12 protein-coding genes and 1 tRNA gene are annotated in these 17,094 nt (G+C 59.9%); all 13 read right to left on the reverse strand.

Annotated features, from left to right (window positions below; all coding sequences use genetic code 11):
- Positions 1-84: 84 nt before the first annotated feature.
- Entirely contained in the window at positions 85-3,504 is a 3,420-nt protein-coding gene (gene dnaE / locus AA105894_RS00860) for a DNA polymerase III subunit alpha (RefSeq protein ID WP_267310088.1), read from the reverse strand.
- A 44-nt stretch (positions 3,505-3,548) separates the two neighbouring features.
- Complete coding sequence (locus tag AA105894_RS00865; protein ID WP_267310089.1) at positions 3,549-4,232, reverse strand: ABC transporter ATP-binding protein; 684 nt, start codon at positions 4,230-4,232, stop codon at positions 3,549-3,551.
- Complete coding sequence (locus AA105894_RS00870; RefSeq protein ID WP_188426911.1) at positions 4,225-5,472, reverse strand: lipoprotein-releasing ABC transporter permease subunit; 1,248 nt, start codon at positions 5,470-5,472, stop codon at positions 4,225-4,227. Before AA105894_RS00870 ends, AA105894_RS00865 begins: the two co-directional genes overlap by 8 nt.
- A gap of 2 nt (positions 5,473-5,474) precedes the next feature.
- Positions 5,475-6,815 (reverse strand): proline--tRNA ligase, encoded by a 1,341-nt coding sequence (gene proS / locus AA105894_RS00875; protein ID WP_267310090.1) that lies wholly within the window; start codon positions 6,813-6,815, stop codon positions 5,475-5,477.
- 68 nt (positions 6,816-6,883) lie between these two features.
- Positions 6,884-8,530: a ribonuclease J gene (locus AA105894_RS00880; protein WP_267310091.1), complete on the reverse strand. Its 1,647-nt coding sequence runs from the start codon at positions 8,528-8,530 to the stop codon at positions 6,884-6,886.
- A 36-nt stretch (positions 8,531-8,566) separates the two neighbouring features.
- Positions 8,567-9,358: a type III pantothenate kinase gene (locus AA105894_RS00885; protein ID WP_188426917.1), complete on the reverse strand. Its 792-nt coding sequence runs from the start codon at positions 9,356-9,358 to the stop codon at positions 8,567-8,569.
- Positions 9,359-9,368: 10 nt separating this feature from the next.
- Positions 9,369-10,097: a biotin--[acetyl-CoA-carboxylase] ligase gene (locus tag AA105894_RS00890; RefSeq protein ID WP_267310092.1), complete on the reverse strand. Its 729-nt coding sequence runs from the start codon at positions 10,095-10,097 to the stop codon at positions 9,369-9,371.
- Between the two features lie 22 nt (positions 10,098-10,119).
- A tRNA-Val gene (locus AA105894_RS00895) sits at positions 10,120-10,194 on the reverse strand.
- Between the two features lie 49 nt (positions 10,195-10,243).
- Complete coding sequence (locus AA105894_RS00900) at positions 10,244-10,528, reverse strand: HU family DNA-binding protein (protein WP_023977491.1); 285 nt, start codon at positions 10,526-10,528, stop codon at positions 10,244-10,246.
- A gap of 326 nt (positions 10,529-10,854) precedes the next feature.
- Positions 10,855-13,314: an endopeptidase La gene (lon, locus tag AA105894_RS00905; RefSeq protein ID WP_373316696.1), complete on the reverse strand. Its 2,460-nt coding sequence runs from the start codon at positions 13,312-13,314 to the stop codon at positions 10,855-10,857.
- 152 nt (positions 13,315-13,466) lie between these two features.
- Positions 13,467-14,735 (reverse strand): ATP-dependent Clp protease ATP-binding subunit ClpX, encoded by a 1,269-nt coding sequence (gene clpX / locus AA105894_RS00910; RefSeq protein WP_188426923.1) that lies wholly within the window; start codon positions 14,733-14,735, stop codon positions 13,467-13,469.
- A gap of 204 nt (positions 14,736-14,939) precedes the next feature.
- Positions 14,940-15,578, reverse strand: a complete 639-nt coding sequence (locus AA105894_RS00915) for an ATP-dependent Clp protease proteolytic subunit (protein WP_188426925.1) — start codon at positions 15,576-15,578, stop codon at positions 14,940-14,942.
- A gap of 142 nt (positions 15,579-15,720) precedes the next feature.
- The gene (tig, locus tag AA105894_RS00920; RefSeq protein WP_267310093.1) at positions 15,721-17,052 is read right to left on the reverse strand and encodes a trigger factor; all 1,332 of its coding nucleotides are present in this window, start codon (positions 17,050-17,052) and stop codon (positions 15,721-15,723) included.
- Positions 17,053-17,094 lie beyond the last annotated feature (42 nt).

Here is a 17,094-nt window from a genome sequence, read left to right on the forward strand (position 1 = left end):
AAAACGCTGTCTTTGCACAGCATATCTACGAGTTAGCAATAGTATTGCTATCCCGAGAGATGAATTTCGCCTACACGCCTCGGTTTATAAATGATCGATCCTTGACACCCCCTGAATCGTGCGCAGTTGCTCGCCCAGACGCGGCGTTACCGGGAAATGACCGCTGAGCGTCACTTCGACGGCCTTGGTGTCGTCGACGGCCGGTACCAGAATAATCTTGCCGCGTCCCCTGCCCTTGCTGCCCAGGAGATCGCGCACTTTCGTCACGGCTGAGGTCTCGCTTATCCAGACGCGCATTTCGGAGCTCTCCTGAGCCGCCGCCTTTTCCAGATCTGTCACGTCGGTCGCCGTGATGCGCAGCGCGTCACCTTCCAGTTTGAGATCAGCGGTCACCATCACGGCCTGACCCGCCACGAGCAGATCACGGCAGCGCGACAGCACTTCAGAAAAGAGCGTCACCTCGCAGCCGCCCGTCGCATCAGAAAGGCGCACCCAGGCCATCTTACTGCCGCTCTTGGTCGGACGTTCCTTCTTGTCGACCACGCATCCCGCGATACGCACGCGATAAGACCCGTTCTCGGCAGCCGTCGTAAGATTCTGCGACGTCAGCACATTGGCGCGCTTGAGAACCGAACGATAGGCGTCAAGCGGATGGGCCGACATGTGAAAGCCGATCGCTTCTGCCTCAGCCGCCAGACGCTCGAATTCGGGCCAGTAGGGCGCCTCGGCAAGGCGAAGCTCTTCCGGTTCGGCTGCCGCGCCAAACAGACCGATCTGGCCCGAGGCGGCCTCCTGCGCTTCGGATTGCGCGCGGCGCATGATGATTTCCGAGCTGGCAAAAACGATATGACGCGGCTTGTCGAGTGAGTCGAATGCCCCCGCCTTGGCCAGATTTTCGATCTGTATCTTGTTGAGCTGTTTTGCGTCACAACGCGAAGCCAGATCGGCAAGGCTGATGAACGGCTTGTCGCCGCGTGCCTCGACGATCGCCTGCATGGCCGAGAAGCCCACGCGCTTGACCGCGGCCAGCGCATAGCGGATGGCCCAGCTGCCATCCTCCTGCTTTTCGAGAGAGAAATCGGCTTTCGAGCGGTTGATATCGACAGGCAGCACCTTGATTTTCATCCGGCGCGCTTCCTGACAGAGCGAAGCCAACTTGTCGGTCTTTTCCCGCGCCAGCGACATACACCCGGCGAGGAAAGCCACCGGATGGTTCGCCTTCATCCAGGCCGTCTGATACGACACAAGGGCATAGGCAGCTGCGTGGGATTTGTTGAACCCGTAATCCGCGAAGCGGGCCATGAGGTCGAACACTTCAGCCGCTTTTTCCGGCGTGATCCCGCGTCCGGTCGCACCCTTGACGAAAATCTCGCGCTGCGTGTCCATCTCGGCGCGGATTTTCTTGCCCATGGCGCGGCGCAGCAGGTCGGCACCGCCAAGGCTGTACCCGGCCATCTTCTGCGCGATCTGCATGACCTGCTCCTGATAGACCATGATGCCGTAGGTCTCGGAGAGGATATCGCGGATCTCTTCGTGAGGCGGCTCCCACTCCGCGCCATGCTTGCGGGCGCAGTAATCGGGAATATTGGCCATCGGCCCCGGTCGGTACAGGGCCACTGCGGCAATCAGATCCTCAAGCCGCGTCGGGCGCATCTGCTTGAGCACGTCGCGCATGCCCGCGCCTTCGAACTGGAACACGCCGCCAGCATCGCCACGGGCCAGCATGTCATAGGTGGGTGCGTCGTCCAGAGGCAGGGTCGCCAGATCGACCTCGATGCCCTGCTGCGCGATGAAATTGATACCGCGCTTGAGAATGGTGAGCGTAGTGAGGCCAAGGAAGTCGAACTTTACCAGCCCGGCCTGCTCGACGAATTTCATGTTATACTGCGTGACCAGCATATCGCTCTTGGGGTCGCGATAGAGCGGCACAAGCTCGACCAGTTCGCGATCGCCGATCACCACACCTGCGGCATGGGTCGAGGCGTGGCGATAGAGCCCTTCAAGCTGCAAGGCGATTTCCATGAGCCGACGCAGGGCTTCGTCGTTATCGCGCATTTCCTGCAGGCGCGGCTCACCGTCAATTGCCTGTTTGAGCGTGACAGGCTTGGCCGGGTTATTCGGGATCAGTTCCGCCACGCGGTTGACCATGCCGAAAGGCAGGCCAAGCACACGCCCGACATCGCGCACCGCCGCACGCGCCTGAAGCTTACCGAAGGTGATAATCTGCGCCACGCGCTCGCCACCATATTCGGTGCGCACGTATCGGATCACCTCATCGCGCCGGTCCTGACAGAAATCGATATCGAAGTCAGGCATCGAGACGCGTTCCGGGTTCAGGAAGCGCTCGAACAGCAGATTGAAAGGCAGCGGGTCGATATCGGTAATGGTCAATGCCCAGGCCACAAGCGAGCCAGCACCCGATCCACGCCCCGGCCCTACCGGGATATCATGCTCCTTGGCCCACTGGATGAAATCCGCAACGATCAGGAAGTAACCCGGAAAGCCCATACGGGCGATGATGCCGAGCTCCATTTCGAGACGCGCCTCATAGCGCGCGCGTGTCGCCTCATCGGCGTCCATACGTTCGAGGCGCAGTCTCAACCCGTCCTGAGACATGGTCCGAAGCGTCTCTTCTTCCGTCGATCCCTCATTGACCTTGGGGCAGACAGGCAGAAGAGGCGGGCGTGTCGAGACCTTCACCGCGCATCGCTGTGCGATCATGAGCGTGTTGTCGCAGGCCTCTGGCAGATCGGCGAAAAGCGCCTGCATGGCATCAGGCGATTTGAACCAGTGCTCGGGCGTGACACGCCAGCGTTCCTGCTCGGCCATGGTGCGGCCTTGTGCAATACAGAGCAGGGCATCATGGGCTTCATGCATGGAAGGCTTGGCGAAAAAGCACTCATTGGTGGCAACAAGTGGCAGGCCTAGACGATCTGCGGCTGCAATCATCCCGGGCTCTACGGCTTTTTCTTCTGGCAGGCCATGCCGGTGCAGCTCGACGGCCATGTGCTCGCCAAAGCCTTCCTGCAAACGACGCAGCAGCGCCATTGCCTGATCTTCCTGCCCTTCGGCCAGCAGCCGGAAAAGCGGGCCGCGCGTGCCCCCTGTCAGAAGGAACAAGCCATCAGAATGGGCGCAAAGCGTCTCGAGCAGGATGGCCGGGTCCGAGGGATCGCCTTTGAGAAACCCTTCAGAGGACAGGAACTGCAGGTTCGCGAGCCCCACCTCGTTGCGCGCCAGCGCTACCATGGGTTCTGACGGCGCGCCTGGCTTGTCGCTACGTGACGGGAGGGCAAGCTGACAGCCGACAATTGGCTGCACCCCTTTGGCCGTGCAGTACTGGGAGAACTCCAGAGCGCCGAACAGATTGCCCGTATCGGTCAGTCCCACCGCAGGCATGGCCGATTCGGCTGCCAGCGCCACCAGATCGGGGATGCGTATCGCCCCCTGGCTCAGCGAATAGGCGGAGTGATTACGAAGATGAACGAAGCGGGCATGGGACATGAGGCAGGATGTATCAGACCCGCCTCATGGCTTCATCCCTTTCTTTATTTCGCGACGATCTGGCCGTCCCGCAGGGTGACGACACGGTCCATGCGCGAAGCGAGCTCCTCGTTATGGGTCGCGATCAGGGCGCCCACATTCTCGCTACGCACAGCATGAAGCAACTCGTCAAACACGGCGTCGGACGTATGCACGTCTAGATTGCCGGTCGGCTCATCTGCCAGAAGCAGCTTGGGGCGATTGGCCAGAGCGCGGGCGATCGCCACGCGCTGCTTTTCACCACCCGAGAGCTTGCCGGGCAGATTTTGCAGACGATGGGCCAGACCAAAACGGGTCAGCAGATCGGTCGCCCGCGCCTTTGCCTCACGAGGAGCCACACCTGCAACATGCTGGGGCAGCACCACATTTTCCAGCGCCGAAAACTCGGCCAGGAGATGATGGAACTGATAGACGAAGCCGATCTCGTCCCGGCGTATCTGCGTCCGCAGCGTATCGCTGAGCGTGCGTGTCTCACGCCCGGCGACACGGACTGCGCCCTCCTGAGGGGATTCGAGCAGGCCCGCAATGTGGAGAAGCGTCGATTTGCCTGTGCCACTCGGCGCGACCAGCGCCACGATCTCACCGGGATAGAGATCAAAGCTCGCTCCCTTGAGAATTTCGAGTGTCTCGTCGCCCGACCGAAAGCGCCTCGTAACGCCCTCAAGACTGAGGACCGGTGTTTCACTCATGACGCAGCGCCTCGATAGGGTCGGTTTTGGCCGCGCGCCATGACGGATACAGCGTGGCAAGGAAGGAAAGCGCCAGCGCCATGACCATCACCTCGATGACCTGAGACCAGATCAGCTTCGCGGGCAGATGCTCGAGATAGTAGAACTCGGGATTGAACAGGCTTGTATGGGTGAGATGCTCCACACCATGCTGGATACGCTCGATATTAAGGCAGAACACCACACCAATGCCAAAGCCGATCAGCGTGCCTGACACGCCCACGGAGGCACCGCACATCAAAAAGATGCGCATGATCGCCCCACGGCTCGCCCCCAGCGTTCGCAGCACGGCGATATCGCGTGTCTTGTCCTTGACCATCATGATCATGGACGAAATCACGTTGAACGCCGCCACAAGAATGATGAGTGTGAGAATGAGGAACATCACGTTCTGCTGCACGGTCAGAGCGCCCAGAAAGGCATTGTTGCTCTGTGTCCAGTCCATGACCCGCAATCTCGGGTCATCCAGTCGCTCGGCAATGGCACGCGTGACCGGCGTTACTTCCAACGCGTCTTTGGTCGCCACCTGAATGAGCGACACGGCACCGGGCATCATGAGAAAACGCTGCGCAGAATCGAGCGGCATGAGAATGACGCTCGTATCGTAATCATTGACGCCGGCATCGAATACCATTGCCACATGATAGGCGCGTATGCGCGGCATAGTGCCGAAAGGCGTCGCGCGCCCATTGGGCGAAAGCAGCGTGACCTTGCTACCGACGCTCAGCCCGGCCCGCGCTGCCAGTGTCGCGCCAACGGCAATGGCATCGTCCCCCTGAAAATCGGCCAGCTTGCCCTCGACCACGGTATCGCTCAGCGCATGAAGATCACGCAGATCATCCGGCGCAATGCCGCGCACGACGCCCCCTGTCGAGTAGTTGCCCGCATCGATCAGCACCGTGCCTTCCGCCATCGGGGTCACACGGGTGACGTTCTTCACGCCTTTGATGGCGACGACATCATCCTGATAATTGCTGATACTGTGACCGGCGCTGAAAATGTTCAGATCGCCATTGAGCCCGAGCACGCGCCCCATCAGATCGGCGCGGAAACCATTCATCACCGCCATGACGATAATCAGGGTTGCGACACCGAGCGCAATACCGATCAGCGAAAAAATGGCGATGATGGAAACGAAACGTTCCCCGCGACGGGCGCGCAGATAGCGCCCTGCCACCACGCGCTCGAAGCGATTGAACATGATCAGGCAGCGCCCTTGCCGGAAGCGTCAGTGCCCAGCACCTTGGCCAGTGCCTCGTCAACAGAAAGCTCGAAACGCTCGCCCGTGGCGCGGCGCTTGAGCTCGACCTTGCCTTCTTTCGCACCGCGCGGGCCAACGATCATCTGCCAAGGGTGGCCCATCAGATCGGCGTCGTTGAACTTAACACCGGCACGCTCGCCACGATCATCATAGAGGAACGCATCGGGAGCCGCCGCATAGAGCTTCTCGCACAGCGCATCCACCGCTTCGTCACCCGGCTTGAGGCTGAGAATGGCCGCACGGAAAGGCGCCACCGAGTCAGGCCAGATGATACCGGCCTCATCATGGCTGGCCTCAATAATCGCGCCAACGAGACGGGACACGCCAATGCCGTAAGAACCCATTTCCGGGAAGAACTGGTTGCCGTCGGCGCCGCTGACAGAAATCCCCATGGATTCCGTATATTTCGTGCCGAAATAGAAGATATGTCCGACCTCGATGCCACGCCCCTCGCGACGACGATCAGCCGGTACATCTTCCCAGGCCTTTTCGTCATGCATTTCGTCGGTTGCGGCATAGAATTTCGTCACGCCGCTGAAAAAGGCCTCGAGGCTCTTGTGATCGGCGATATCCACCGCCTCGTGCAGCCAGTCCTGCTCCTCGAGGGCTGCATCGAAGAACACGCCGCTCTCGCCCGTGGGGGCCAGCACCAGGAATTCATGGCTCAGATCACCACCGATCGGGCCTGTGTCAGCCTTCATCGGCACAGCGCGAACGCCGAGACGCTGGAAGGTGCGCAGATAGGCCAGCATCATGCGACGATAGGCTGCAACGGCATCGTCATAAGACGCATCGAAGGAATAGGCGTCCTTCATGAAGAATTCGCGACCACGCATCACGCCAAAGCGCGGGCGCAGTTCGTCACGGAATTTCCACTGCACATGGTAGAGCGCCTGGGGCAGCTCACGATAGGATTTGATCACCTGGCCGAAAAGATCGGTGATCATTTCCTCATTGGTCGGCCCATAGAGCAGTTCGCGGTCCTGACGATCGCGAATGCGCAGCATCTCCGGCCCATAGGCATCATAACGGCCTGACCGCTTCCACAACTCGGAAGACTGCACGGTCGGCATCAGCAGTTCCTGCGCACCGATCGCGTTCTGCTCTTCGCGCACGATCTGCTCGATATTACGCAGAACCCGCAGCCCGGCAGGCAGCCAGGCATAGATGCCGGCCGATGTCTGGCGCACAAGGCCAGCGCGCAGCATCAGGCGATGCGAGGCAATCTGGGCCTCGGAAGGCACTTCTTTGAGGGTAGGCAGAAAACCGCTGGAGAGACGCATCAGGCTAGACCATTCCGGAGAAAAACCGCGCGCCTTTCACGGCGCGTTCAGGAGTATTGGCTGCGGGATCAGACCCGCAGCAGATGAACATCGACCAGCGGCCGCTTCTGGAGCTTGCGTCCGAGCGCACGACGCAACGCCGTCTTGGCAGCATCACGGAAAGCGGCATCGTCACGACGCAGATCATCGGGAATCTCGTCGATTGCATCGGCGAATTCTTCCGAGATGCGCGTGCTCTCAGGGTCTTCCGCCTCGAGCAGGCCGGGAGCGCTGATCTTGGGCATGCCGATCACATAGCCTTCATCGTCCACCGCAAAACTGGCCAGTACCATACCGTTGAACAGCATCTTGCGACGCGCCGCGAGAACACCGCCCGTCATGGGCAGCAGACGCCCGCCATCAAGCGCGAGACGGCCTGTGGGAGCCGTATCAACCACTTCAGCGTGGTCGGGGCCAAGGCGCAGCAGATCGCCATCTTCAAGAAGGATCGCTTCCGCGCCTGTCTCGCGAGCCAGAGCGGCATGAGCGGTCAGATGACGCCATTCACCATGGGTCGGCACGCTCAGCTTCGGACGAACAAGGCTGTAGAGATGACGCAGATCGTCCGAAGTCGCATGACCCGACACATGCACCAGATGATCCTTGTCGGTCAGCACAGTCGCACCACGACGGGTCAGATTGTCCTGCACCGCCATGACAGCCTGCTCGTTGCCCGGGATCATGCGCGATGAATAGATTACCGTATCGCCCTCACCGAGGGAGATATTCGGATGAACGTCGGAGGCAATGCGCGAGAGCGCCGAACGCGGCTCGCCCTGGCTGCCGGTGATGATCATCAGCAGGCGGTTATCAGGAACCGAATTGGCTTCGCGCTCGTCAAGGAACGGCGGGATGTCCTGAAGATAGCCGCATTCACGCGCAGCCACTTCGAGGTTGCGCAGCGAGCGCCCGACAACCATCACCTGACGGCCTGCCGCCTTGGCCGCACGGGCAATGCTCTCGACACGCGCAACGTTGGAGGCAAAACAGGTGATCGCCACGCGACCATGAAGGGTCTTGATCAGACCCGCCATGGAATCGCGCACCTGACCTTCCGTTCCCGAAATACCCTCGCGGAACACATTGGTGCTGTCACACACCATGGCCAGAACGCCCTCGTCACCGACGGCCTTGAAGGCCTCGAGATCGGTCAGCGGGCCGACAACAGGCTCACGATCGAGCTTGAGGTCGCCTGTATGCACGATTGTGCCGTAAGGCGTGCGCAGCACCAGAGACTGCGCCTCGGGCACAGAGTGGGTCACGTTGATGAACTGCAGGTCGAACGGGCCGACCTCGAAGCGCGAGCCCATCGGTATGGTGTGGATGGTCACCTGCGGTAGAAGATGCGCCTCGCCCAGCTTGCGTCGCAACACGGCGGCGGCAAAAGGCGTCGCATAGATCGGGCAGCGCAGCTGGGGCCAGAGATGGGCAACAGCGCCCAGATGATCTTCATGCGCATGGGTGATCACAAGGCCGCACAGGCTCTTGTGGCGCTCTGCGATGAAGAGCGGATCAGGCATCAGGATTTCGGCTTCGGGGGTATCGTTGCCCGAAAAACCAATACCGCAATCAATGGCAAGCCACTTGCCGTCGAGGCAGTAGAGATTGAAATTCATGCCGATCTCGCCGGTCCCGCCCAATGGCAGGAATGCGAGACCCTTTTCAGTCACTGACATTCAAAATTCCTAGAAACAAATAAAAGAAACACACCTTCATCCTGGTGCCGGAATAAATTCACCCGTCGAGTTGCGCGCAGCCAGAAGGCGCAATCCGTCGAGTGTGAGTGTTGGAGCAACATGCTGGAACAGGTTCGTTCCCTCAGAAAAAAGCGGGGCCAGACCGCCCGTGGCGATCACCTTGATCGGGGTGGCCATCTCAAGCGCGATGCGCGAGACGATCCCCTCGACCAGACCGACATAACCCCAGAAAAGTCCGGACCTCATGGCCACACTCGTGCTGCGACCGATGGCAGATGATGGCCGACCGACACTGATGCGAGGCAGACGTGCCGCAGCCTGGTGCAGCGCCTCGAGCGACAGGTTGACACCCGGCGCGATCGCCCCACCACAGAATGCCCCTTCCTCATCCACAACGTCGAATGTCGTGGCCGTGCCAAAATCGACGACGACCAGCGGGCCACCATAGAAATGCTGCGCTGCAAGCCCGTTGAGGCGACGATCAACCCCGACCTCCGAGGGTGTATCGACCTTCAGCGGATAGCCCCAGTCGAGCGCTGTATTGGCAATAAGGGGTTCGAGATCCAGCCATTCGCGACACAGGCGGCGCAGATGATAGAGCGCGGCTGGCACAACCGTGCCGATGATGGCCCGTGAGATAGCCTGGGGATTCAGGCCGGAACGTTCGATCAGACTCAAAAGCCAGACGGCATATTCATCAGAAGTGCGCTGGTCATTGGTCGAGATGCGCCAGGTGCCGCGCCATTCCCTGCCATCATGCACGGCAAAAACGATATTGGTATTACCGGCGTCGACAACGAGGAGCACAGACCGTCCTTCACCCAAGCAGTAGAATATCCCCCGCCGCGAACGTCTGAATCTCGCCCTGAACGGTTTGAAGTAGCAGTCGACCGCCCGCGTCGAGACCTGCGAAGAAACCCTCTATATAATCAGGGCCCCTCTGAACCGCAAGCCGCGAGCCTGGCTCGTGTGCCCGATCGAGCCAGGCGATGCGGATCGGCTCGAAGCCCCCACGCTCCCAGCGGTCGAGCCAGAGGCCGAACTGCTCAAGGATACGCCTTGCAAGGTCCTCCGCCCCGATCTGCGCGCCCAGCGCCGCAGCCGAGACGGTCTTTCGTCCCTCGATCAGGGGGGCGGTGCGCAGGTTGACGCCTATGCCGGTGACGATCCAGGAATCTTGTGGCGTGCCGCCGCGCTCGATCAGTACGCCGCAGAGCTTGGCGCCCTCGCAAACGACGTCATTGGGCCATTTGAGCCGCAGCCCCGAATCAGGGAGCCAGAAGGAGAGCGCCTCATGCACCGCCACAGCCACAAGAAACGGCATGGCCAGAATCAGGGCCTCGATGCGCTCATGCCGTAGCAGAAAGGAGAAAGACAGATTGCCCTGGGGCGCCGTCCAGGCACGACCACGCGTACCCCGCCCGGCTGTCTGGAGATGCGCCAGAACGGCCATACCGTTCGGGGCGCCCTGATCGGCTTGCTGCTTGCAGAAATCGGAGGTCGACCCGAGCGTTTCGTAACACGTCAGGGACCAGGGGAAGCTCATGACTCTTCCAGATGCTGAGGAATGGTGGGCGATGACGGGATTGAACCGCCGACCCTCTCGGTGTAAACGAGACGCTCTACCGCTGAGCTAATCGCCCTCAGGACAGGAAGCGTCGAATCGCTGCCTGTCGTGAAACTGGGGATACGTTAACTTACGGCATCCTTCAAGCCCTTGCCGGGACGGAAACGGACAGAAACCGACGCCGGTATGTCGATTTCTTCTCCCGTGCGCGGATTGCGCCCCTTGGCGGCCTTGCGCGTGGCGGTAGCAAAAGAGCCGAACCCGACCAGACGCACTTCCTGCTTGCGCGCCAGAGCTTCTTCGATGCTTGCGAAAAGCGCCTCTACTACATCACCAGCCTTGGCTTTCGGCAGATCGGTCTTTTCGGCGACCGCTGCGATGAGCTCCTGTTTGTTCAGCGGCTTTTCCATCTCGTTCCCTTATAGAATTCCTGAAAATCCGACCCTTCATAGGTCGCTCGGCATGTCTTGCAGGGCACTATGAAGGCGTTTTCTGTTACGTCAACCGCACAGAGCGCCACGGGGCGACGCTGTTTAACGCTTTGGTCAAAGCTGCGTCTTTCCTGCCATGCAAAGCAAAATGGCCGCCCCTTTCGAGGCGACCATCATGCATTGCAGAAAACAGGTAGTCATATCTATCAGCGAGCAGAGCCCACACTCAGACTCTGAAGGCAGAGGGTAACAGGCTTGACCCGCCTGATGCCCCTCGCCTCCTCGCGGACCGCGCCCTGACAGCGTCAGTGCGGCAACTGGCTCGACAGCACCTCGGCAGCACGCCCTGCCGGTACGTCCTCTTCCTCATCCCATTCAATCGCCTCGAGCGGACGCACAAGCGCTGCCTCGAGAACCTGATCGACATGAGAAACGGGAATGATCGTCAGCGCCTCTTTGACGTTGTTCGGGATCTCGGCGAGATCCTTCTCATTGTCCTTCGGGATGAAGACCGTTGCGATACCGGCGCGGGTTGCCGCAAGCAGCTTTTCTTTAAGACCACCAATCTCGAGCACACGACCACGAAGCGTGATTTCACCCGTCATGGCCACATCGCGACGGATGGGAATACCGGTCATCACGCTGACGATCGAGGTCGCCATGGCAACACCGGCAGACGGGCCATCTTTCGGCGTTGCACCCTCGGGCACATGCACGTGGATGTCACGCTTTTCGAAAATCGACGGCTTGATGCCGAAAGACTGCGCGCGCGAACGAACATAGGAAACCGCAGCAGAGACGCTTTCCTGCATTACCTCGCCCAGCTTGCCGGTCGCCTTCACATGGCCCTTGCCTGGCAGCATCACGCTTTCGATGGTCAGAATCTCGCCACCGACTTCCGTCCATGCCAGACCGGAGACCATGCCAACGAGATCTTCGGTTTCCGTCTCGCCATGCTTGAAGCGACGCACACCCGAGAACTCATCGAGATTTTCCGGCGTGATGGCTATTGTCTCGACCGAAGAGGTCACGAGACGCTTGACGACACGACGGGCAATCTTGGCGATCTCTCGCTCGAGGCTACGTACACCGGCTTCACGCGTGTAATGCTGGATCAGGCTGCGCAGGGCTGCGTCGCTGATCGACCATTCATGCGGCTTGAGGTTATGTGCCTCGGCCTGCTTGCCCACCAGATGGCGACGCGCAATCTCAACCTTCTCATCCTCGGTGTAACCCGACAGACGGATGATCTCCATGCGGTCCAGCAAAGGCTGGGGCATGTTCAGGCTGTTCGCCGTGGTCACGAACATCACGTCCGAAAGATCATAATCGACTTCGAGATAATGATCGTTGAACGTGCTGTTCTGCTCCGGGTCCAGCACCTCAAGAAGCGCCGAAGACGGATCACCGCGCCAGTCAGAACCGAGCTTGTCGATCTCATCAAGCAGGAAGAGCGGGTTGGACGTCTTGGCCTTTTTCATGCCCTGAACGATCTTGCCCGGCATCGAGCCGATATAGGTGCGACGATGCCCACGAATTTCGGACTCGTCATGCACACCACCCAGCGACATGCGCACGTATTGGCGCCCTGTCGCCTTGGCGATCGAACGCGCCAGTGAGGTCTTGCCGACACCCGGCGGCCCGACAAGGCACAGGATCGGCCCCTTCAGCTTTTGGGAACGCGTCTGCACGGCCAGATACTCAAGGATGCGTTCCTTGACCTTCTCAAGACCGTAATGCTCGGATTCAAGCACTTCTTCCGCTGCCGTGAAATCGCGCGAGACCTTCGAGCGCTTCTTCCAGGGAATGCTCAGGATCCAGTCGAGATAATTTCGCACAACGGTGGATTCAGCCGACATCGGGCTCATGCCGCGCAGCTTGCGCAGCTCGCCCATGGCCTTCTCGCGCGCTTCCTTGCTCAGCTTGGTCTTGACGATGCGCTCTTCGATTTCAGCCGTCTCGTCACGGCCGTCCTCCCCTTCACCGAGCTCCTTCTGGATCGCCTTGAGCTGCTCGTTGAGGTAATATTCGCGCTGGGTCTTTTCCATCTGCCGCTTGACGCGGTTGCGGATCTTTTTCTCGACCTGAAGAACGCCGATCTCCTGCTCCATATGGGCAAAGACCTGCTCCAGACGATGGCTGACAGAGCCACCCTCAAGGATATCCTGCTTTTCAGCGATCTTGAGGTTCAGGTGGCTCGCAATGGTGTCTGCCAGTTTCGAGAGATCCTCGATCTGGTTGAGAGACACCATGACTTCCGGGGCGATCTTCTTGTTGAGCTTGATATACTGCTCGAACTGGGAGATCGCCGTGCGGCCAAGGGCCTCGACCTCGCTCCCGGTTTCCGGTGCGTCAGCCACCTCCTCGATCTCGGCCTCGAAATGGCCGTCGATATCGTGGAATTCCTTGATGCGCGCGCGACGAATGCCCTCGACCAGCACCTTGACGGTGCCATCAGGCAGCTTGAGCAGCTGCAGGATCGTGGAGATCGTGCCGAAACGATAGATATCCTCAGCCGGCGGATCATCCTGCGAGGCGTTCTTCTGGGCAACAAGCAGGATCTGCTTGTTGTCACGCGTAACAGCTTCCAGGGCACGAACGGATTTTTCGCGACCGACAAAAAGCGGCACGATCATATGCGGGAAGACAACGATATCGCGCAGCGGCAGGACAGCAATTGTCTCGACCGGCTTTGCCTTGGCTGCTTCTGCCTTGGCTGCGGTGTTGAGCTTGCTCGCCGCAGTCTTCCTCTTTTTTTCACTCATGAAACTCTGATCTCCTTGAGGACGATCTCGGCAATGTCACCCGAAATTTGGCGTGAACGACGCCGCGTCTTGACTGCCGAAAAGGCAAGTTCTTTTCATATGAGAACGAAGGACCGGGGCAGCAAGCCGGTCCTCCGAATTTAGGGTGTCCCTCAGGCAGATTGCTCGGCGGGTTCTTCGGCCTTGCCCTTGCCGTAGACATAGACAGGCGCCGCACGGTTTTCGGCGACATCCTTGTTGATCACGACCTCTTCGACCCCGTCGAGACCGGGCAGATCGAACATCGTGCCGAGCAGAATGGCCTCCATGATCGAGCGCAGGCCACGAGCGCCTGTCTTGCGCGCGATGGCACGCTGGGCGATCTGGGTGAGCGCGTCATCTGTAAACGTCAGTGCAACGCCTTCCATCTGGAACAGACGCTGATACTGCTTCACGAGGGCGTTCTTGGGCTTGGAGAGAATGGCGACCAGCGTCTCCTCATCCAGATCCTCAAGCGTGGCAACGACCGGCAGACGACCGATGAACTCGGGAATGAGCCCGAATTTCAGCAGATCTTCCGGCTCGACATCGTGCAGGACGGCGCCGAGACGACGGTCATCAGGGTTCTGCACATCGGCGCCAAAGCCAATGCCCGAGCCCTTGCCGCGTGCCGAGATGATCTTGTCGAGACCGGCAAAGGCGCCACCGCAGATGAACAGCATGTTCGTCGTGTCAACCTGCAGGAACTCCTGCTGCGGATGCTTGCGCCCGCCCTGGGGCGGAACGGATGCAACCGTGCCTTCCATCAGCTTCAGCAATGCCTGCTGCACGCCCTCACCGCTGACATCACGCGTGATCGACGGATTGTCGGATTTACGCGAAATCTTGTCGATCTCATCGATATAGACAATGCCGCGCTGGGCGCGCTCGACATTGTAATCAGCGGCCTGAAGCAGCTTGAGAATAATGTTCTCAACGTCTTCACCCACATAACCGGCTTCGGTCAGGGTTGTGGCATCAGCCATCGTGAAGGGCACATCGAGGATACGCGCCAGCGTCTGAGCAAGCAGCGTCTTGCCTGTACCCGTCGGCCCGATGAGCATGATATTGGACTTTGCAATCTCGATATCATTGCTCTTCTGGGAATGGGCCAGACGCTTGTAATGGTTGTGCACGGCCACCGAGAGGGCGCGCTTGGCAATGAACTGGCCAATCACGTAATCATCGAGAACCTTGCAGATTTCCTTGGGAGTCGGCACCCCGTCACGCGACTTCACAAGATGCGTCTTGTGCTCTTCGCGGATGATATCCATGCACAGCTCGACGCATTCATCGCAGATGAAGACGGTAGGACCGGCAATGAGCTTGCGCACCTCGTGCTGCGATTTGCCGCAGAACGAGCAATACAGGGTGTTTTTCGAATCGCCGGTCTTGTTATTCATCGCTGCTCCTCCTCCCCGATCGGCCCGGCCATGCGACCGGAACGCGACAGGGGGAACTCCAAACTTAGGCCAGGCGATGAGAGCCCGGCAAGCCCCTCCGGTCTGAGGCTGTAACGGGGCGACCAGGCCCCGGGCACGAGGCTGCCTGCCGCAGCCCCGCTGAAGGTCCGGCGAGAGGGCCGGACCTCACAACCGGGAGCAGGCTCAGCCCTGCTCGGAAATGCTCTTGGGACGTGCCTGGACGACTTCGTCGATCAGGCCGAACTCCTTGGCTTCGTCAGCCGAGAGATAGCTGTCGCGCTCGAGCTTCTGCTCGATTTCCTCAAGCGTACGCCCCGTGTGATTGCGGTAGATCTCGTTCAGGCGCTTGCGGATTTCGAGAATCTCGCGTGCCTGGATTTCGATATCCGAAGCCTGCCCCTGAGCACCGCCCGAGGGCTGATGCACCATTACGCGTGCATTCGGCAGACAGAAGCGACGCCCCTTTTCGCCAGCAGCGAGAAGCAGCGACCCCATGGAGGCTGCCTGACCGATGCAGACAGTGCTGACCGGGCAACGGATATACTGCATGGTATCGTACATCGCGAGACCAGCCGAAACGACGCCGCCGGGGCTGTTGATGTAGAAAGAGATTTCCTTGCTCGGGTTGACGCTCTCCAGATAGAGAAGCTGCGCCGAGATGACTGCGGCCACCTGGTCATAGACCGGGCCTGTCAGGAAAATGATCCGCTCCTGAAGGAGACGGGAATAGATATCGAAAGCGCGTTCACCGCGTGACGTCTGCTCGACGACCATCGGTACGAGCGCGTTGTTGAAGATCTCGACAGGATCGCGATCCCTCATGGCCATTTCCGTTCCTAACTGCCACCGGCCCTCAACGGGCCGGTGTGTGACTTCTTCCATCTTGGTATGGCCACCATGAACGCCTAGAGCCCGTCCGTCAAAAAACGAACGGACTCCATGAGTCGCGGTGCGAATCAGACGATCAGAGGTCGGCCGGCGGGATCTCTGCGAGCTCTTCCGGCGTCACTTCCTTGTCGGTGACCTTGGCCAGCTCGATCAGATAATCGACGACCTTGTTCTCCAGAATCGGGCCACGAAGACCATCGGCTGCCTGCGGGTTCTTGCTGAAGAACTCGAACACGGCCTGCTCCTGACCCGGATAGCGCATGGCTTCCTGACGGACGGCCTGCATCAGCTCCTCACGGGAAACCGTGATTTCCTTCGTGCGACCGATTTCAGCCAGCAGAAGGCCAAGCTTCACGCGGCGTTCGGCGATCTTGCGATAATCGGCGCGCAGGGTATCTTCGTCCTTGCCCGCGTCTTCCTCGTCCATCTCACCCGAAGCGCGGTCCTGTTCGACGCGCTGCCAGATCTGACCGAATTCGCTCTCGACCATGCTCTCGGGAGCTTCGAAATCCGTCTTGTCAGACAGGGCGTCGAGCAGCTCGCGCTTGATGCGCAGGCGTGACAGCTGGCTGTATTCGCCTTCTGCCTGCTTGACGATGATGTCACGAACCTGAGCGATGTTCTCGAAGCCGATCTTCTTGGCCAGCTCATCATCAAGCGACGGGTCGACCGGGGTCTTGAGCGCATTCGCCTTGATGTCGAACGTCGCTTCCTTGCCAGCCAGTTCCTTTGCCTGATACTCGGCGGGGAACGTGACGGTGATCACCTTCTCTTCGCCAGCCTTCATGCCTTCGAGCTGCTCTGCAAAACCGGGGATGAAACCGTCGCCACCGATCTCGACATTGACGTCCTGCGCCGTGCCACCATCGAAAGGCGTGCCATCAAGCTTGCCGACGAAATCGCAGTTGACGACGTCACCCGAACGGGCGGCGCGGTCTTCCTCGATCGTCTCGAAGCTGCGCTGACGCTTGGCCAGCTCGGCCAGAGCCTTGTCGATGGTCTCATCAGCGGGCTTTGCCGTCAGACGGGTCAGCTCAAGACCGGAAAGGTCAGGAACAGCGATCTCGGGAAGAACTTCGAGTTCGATCTTGAACTCGAGATCGCCTTCACCTTCACCGCCGGAAACCAGCTCGACCTTCGGCTGAACGGCCGGACGCAGCTTGTTGTCTTCCAGCACCTTGGTGGTGGTCTCGTTGACGACCTGCTCGAGGATCTCGCCATTCAGGGCGGCGCCATAGCGCTGCTTGACGAGCGATGCGGGCACCTTGCCGGGACGGAAGCCAGGCAGGTTGATCGTGCGGCCGAGCTCGGCGAGACGAGCGGCGCGTCGCGCCTCCAGATCGCCAGCCGGCACAGTGACGGTAAAGCCGCGCTTCAGACCTTCGGATTGCGTTTGGGTAACCTGCATCTGTCAGGCGATCCTCTATTGACCGGGTTGCCATCGGGGCCC

It is taken from the genome of Asaia spathodeae NBRC 105894 (genome assembly GCF_025994195.1).
Taxonomy (GTDB): domain Bacteria; phylum Pseudomonadota; class Alphaproteobacteria; order Acetobacterales; family Acetobacteraceae; genus Asaia; species Asaia siamensis.

What these genes read in the sequence shown, in the direction of transcription:
- dnaE (WP_267310088.1), bottom strand. Translation starts at nt 3,504, where the DNA reads ATGTCCCATGCCCGCTTCGTTCATCTTCGTAATCACTCCGCCTATTCG.
- AA105894_RS00865 (WP_267310089.1), bottom strand. Translation starts at nt 4,232, where the DNA reads ATGAGTGAAACACCGGTCCTCAGTCTTGAGGGCGTTACGAGGCGCTTT.
- AA105894_RS00870 (WP_188426911.1), bottom strand. Translation starts at nt 5,472, where the DNA reads ATGTTCAATCGCTTCGAGCGCGTGGTGGCAGGGCGCTATCTGCGCGCC.
- proS (WP_267310090.1), bottom strand. Translation starts at nt 6,815, where the DNA reads ATGCGTCTCTCCAGCGGTTTTCTGCCTACCCTCAAAGAAGTGCCTTCC.
- AA105894_RS00880 (WP_267310091.1), bottom strand. Translation starts at nt 8,530, where the DNA reads ATGTCAGTGACTGAAAAGGGTCTCGCATTCCTGCCATTGGGCGGGACC.
- AA105894_RS00890 (WP_267310092.1), bottom strand. Translation starts at nt 10,097, where the DNA reads ATGAGCTTCCCCTGGTCCCTGACGTGTTACGAAACGCTCGGGTCGACC.
- AA105894_RS00900 (WP_023977491.1), bottom strand. Translation starts at nt 10,528, where the DNA reads ATGGAAAAGCCGCTGAACAAACAGGAGCTCATCGCAGCGGTCGCCGAA.
- lon (WP_373316696.1), bottom strand. Translation starts at nt 13,314, where the DNA reads ATGAGTGAAAAAAAGAGGAAGACTGCGGCGAGCAAGCTCAACACCGCA.
- clpX (WP_188426923.1), bottom strand. Translation starts at nt 14,735, where the DNA reads ATGAATAACAAGACCGGCGATTCGAAAAACACCCTGTATTGCTCGTTC.
- AA105894_RS00915 (WP_188426925.1), bottom strand. Translation starts at nt 15,578, where the DNA reads ATGAGGGATCGCGATCCTGTCGAGATCTTCAACAACGCGCTCGTACCG.
- tig (WP_267310093.1), bottom strand. Translation starts at nt 17,052, where the DNA reads ATGCAGGTTACCCAAACGCAATCCGAAGGTCTGAAGCGCGGCTTTACC.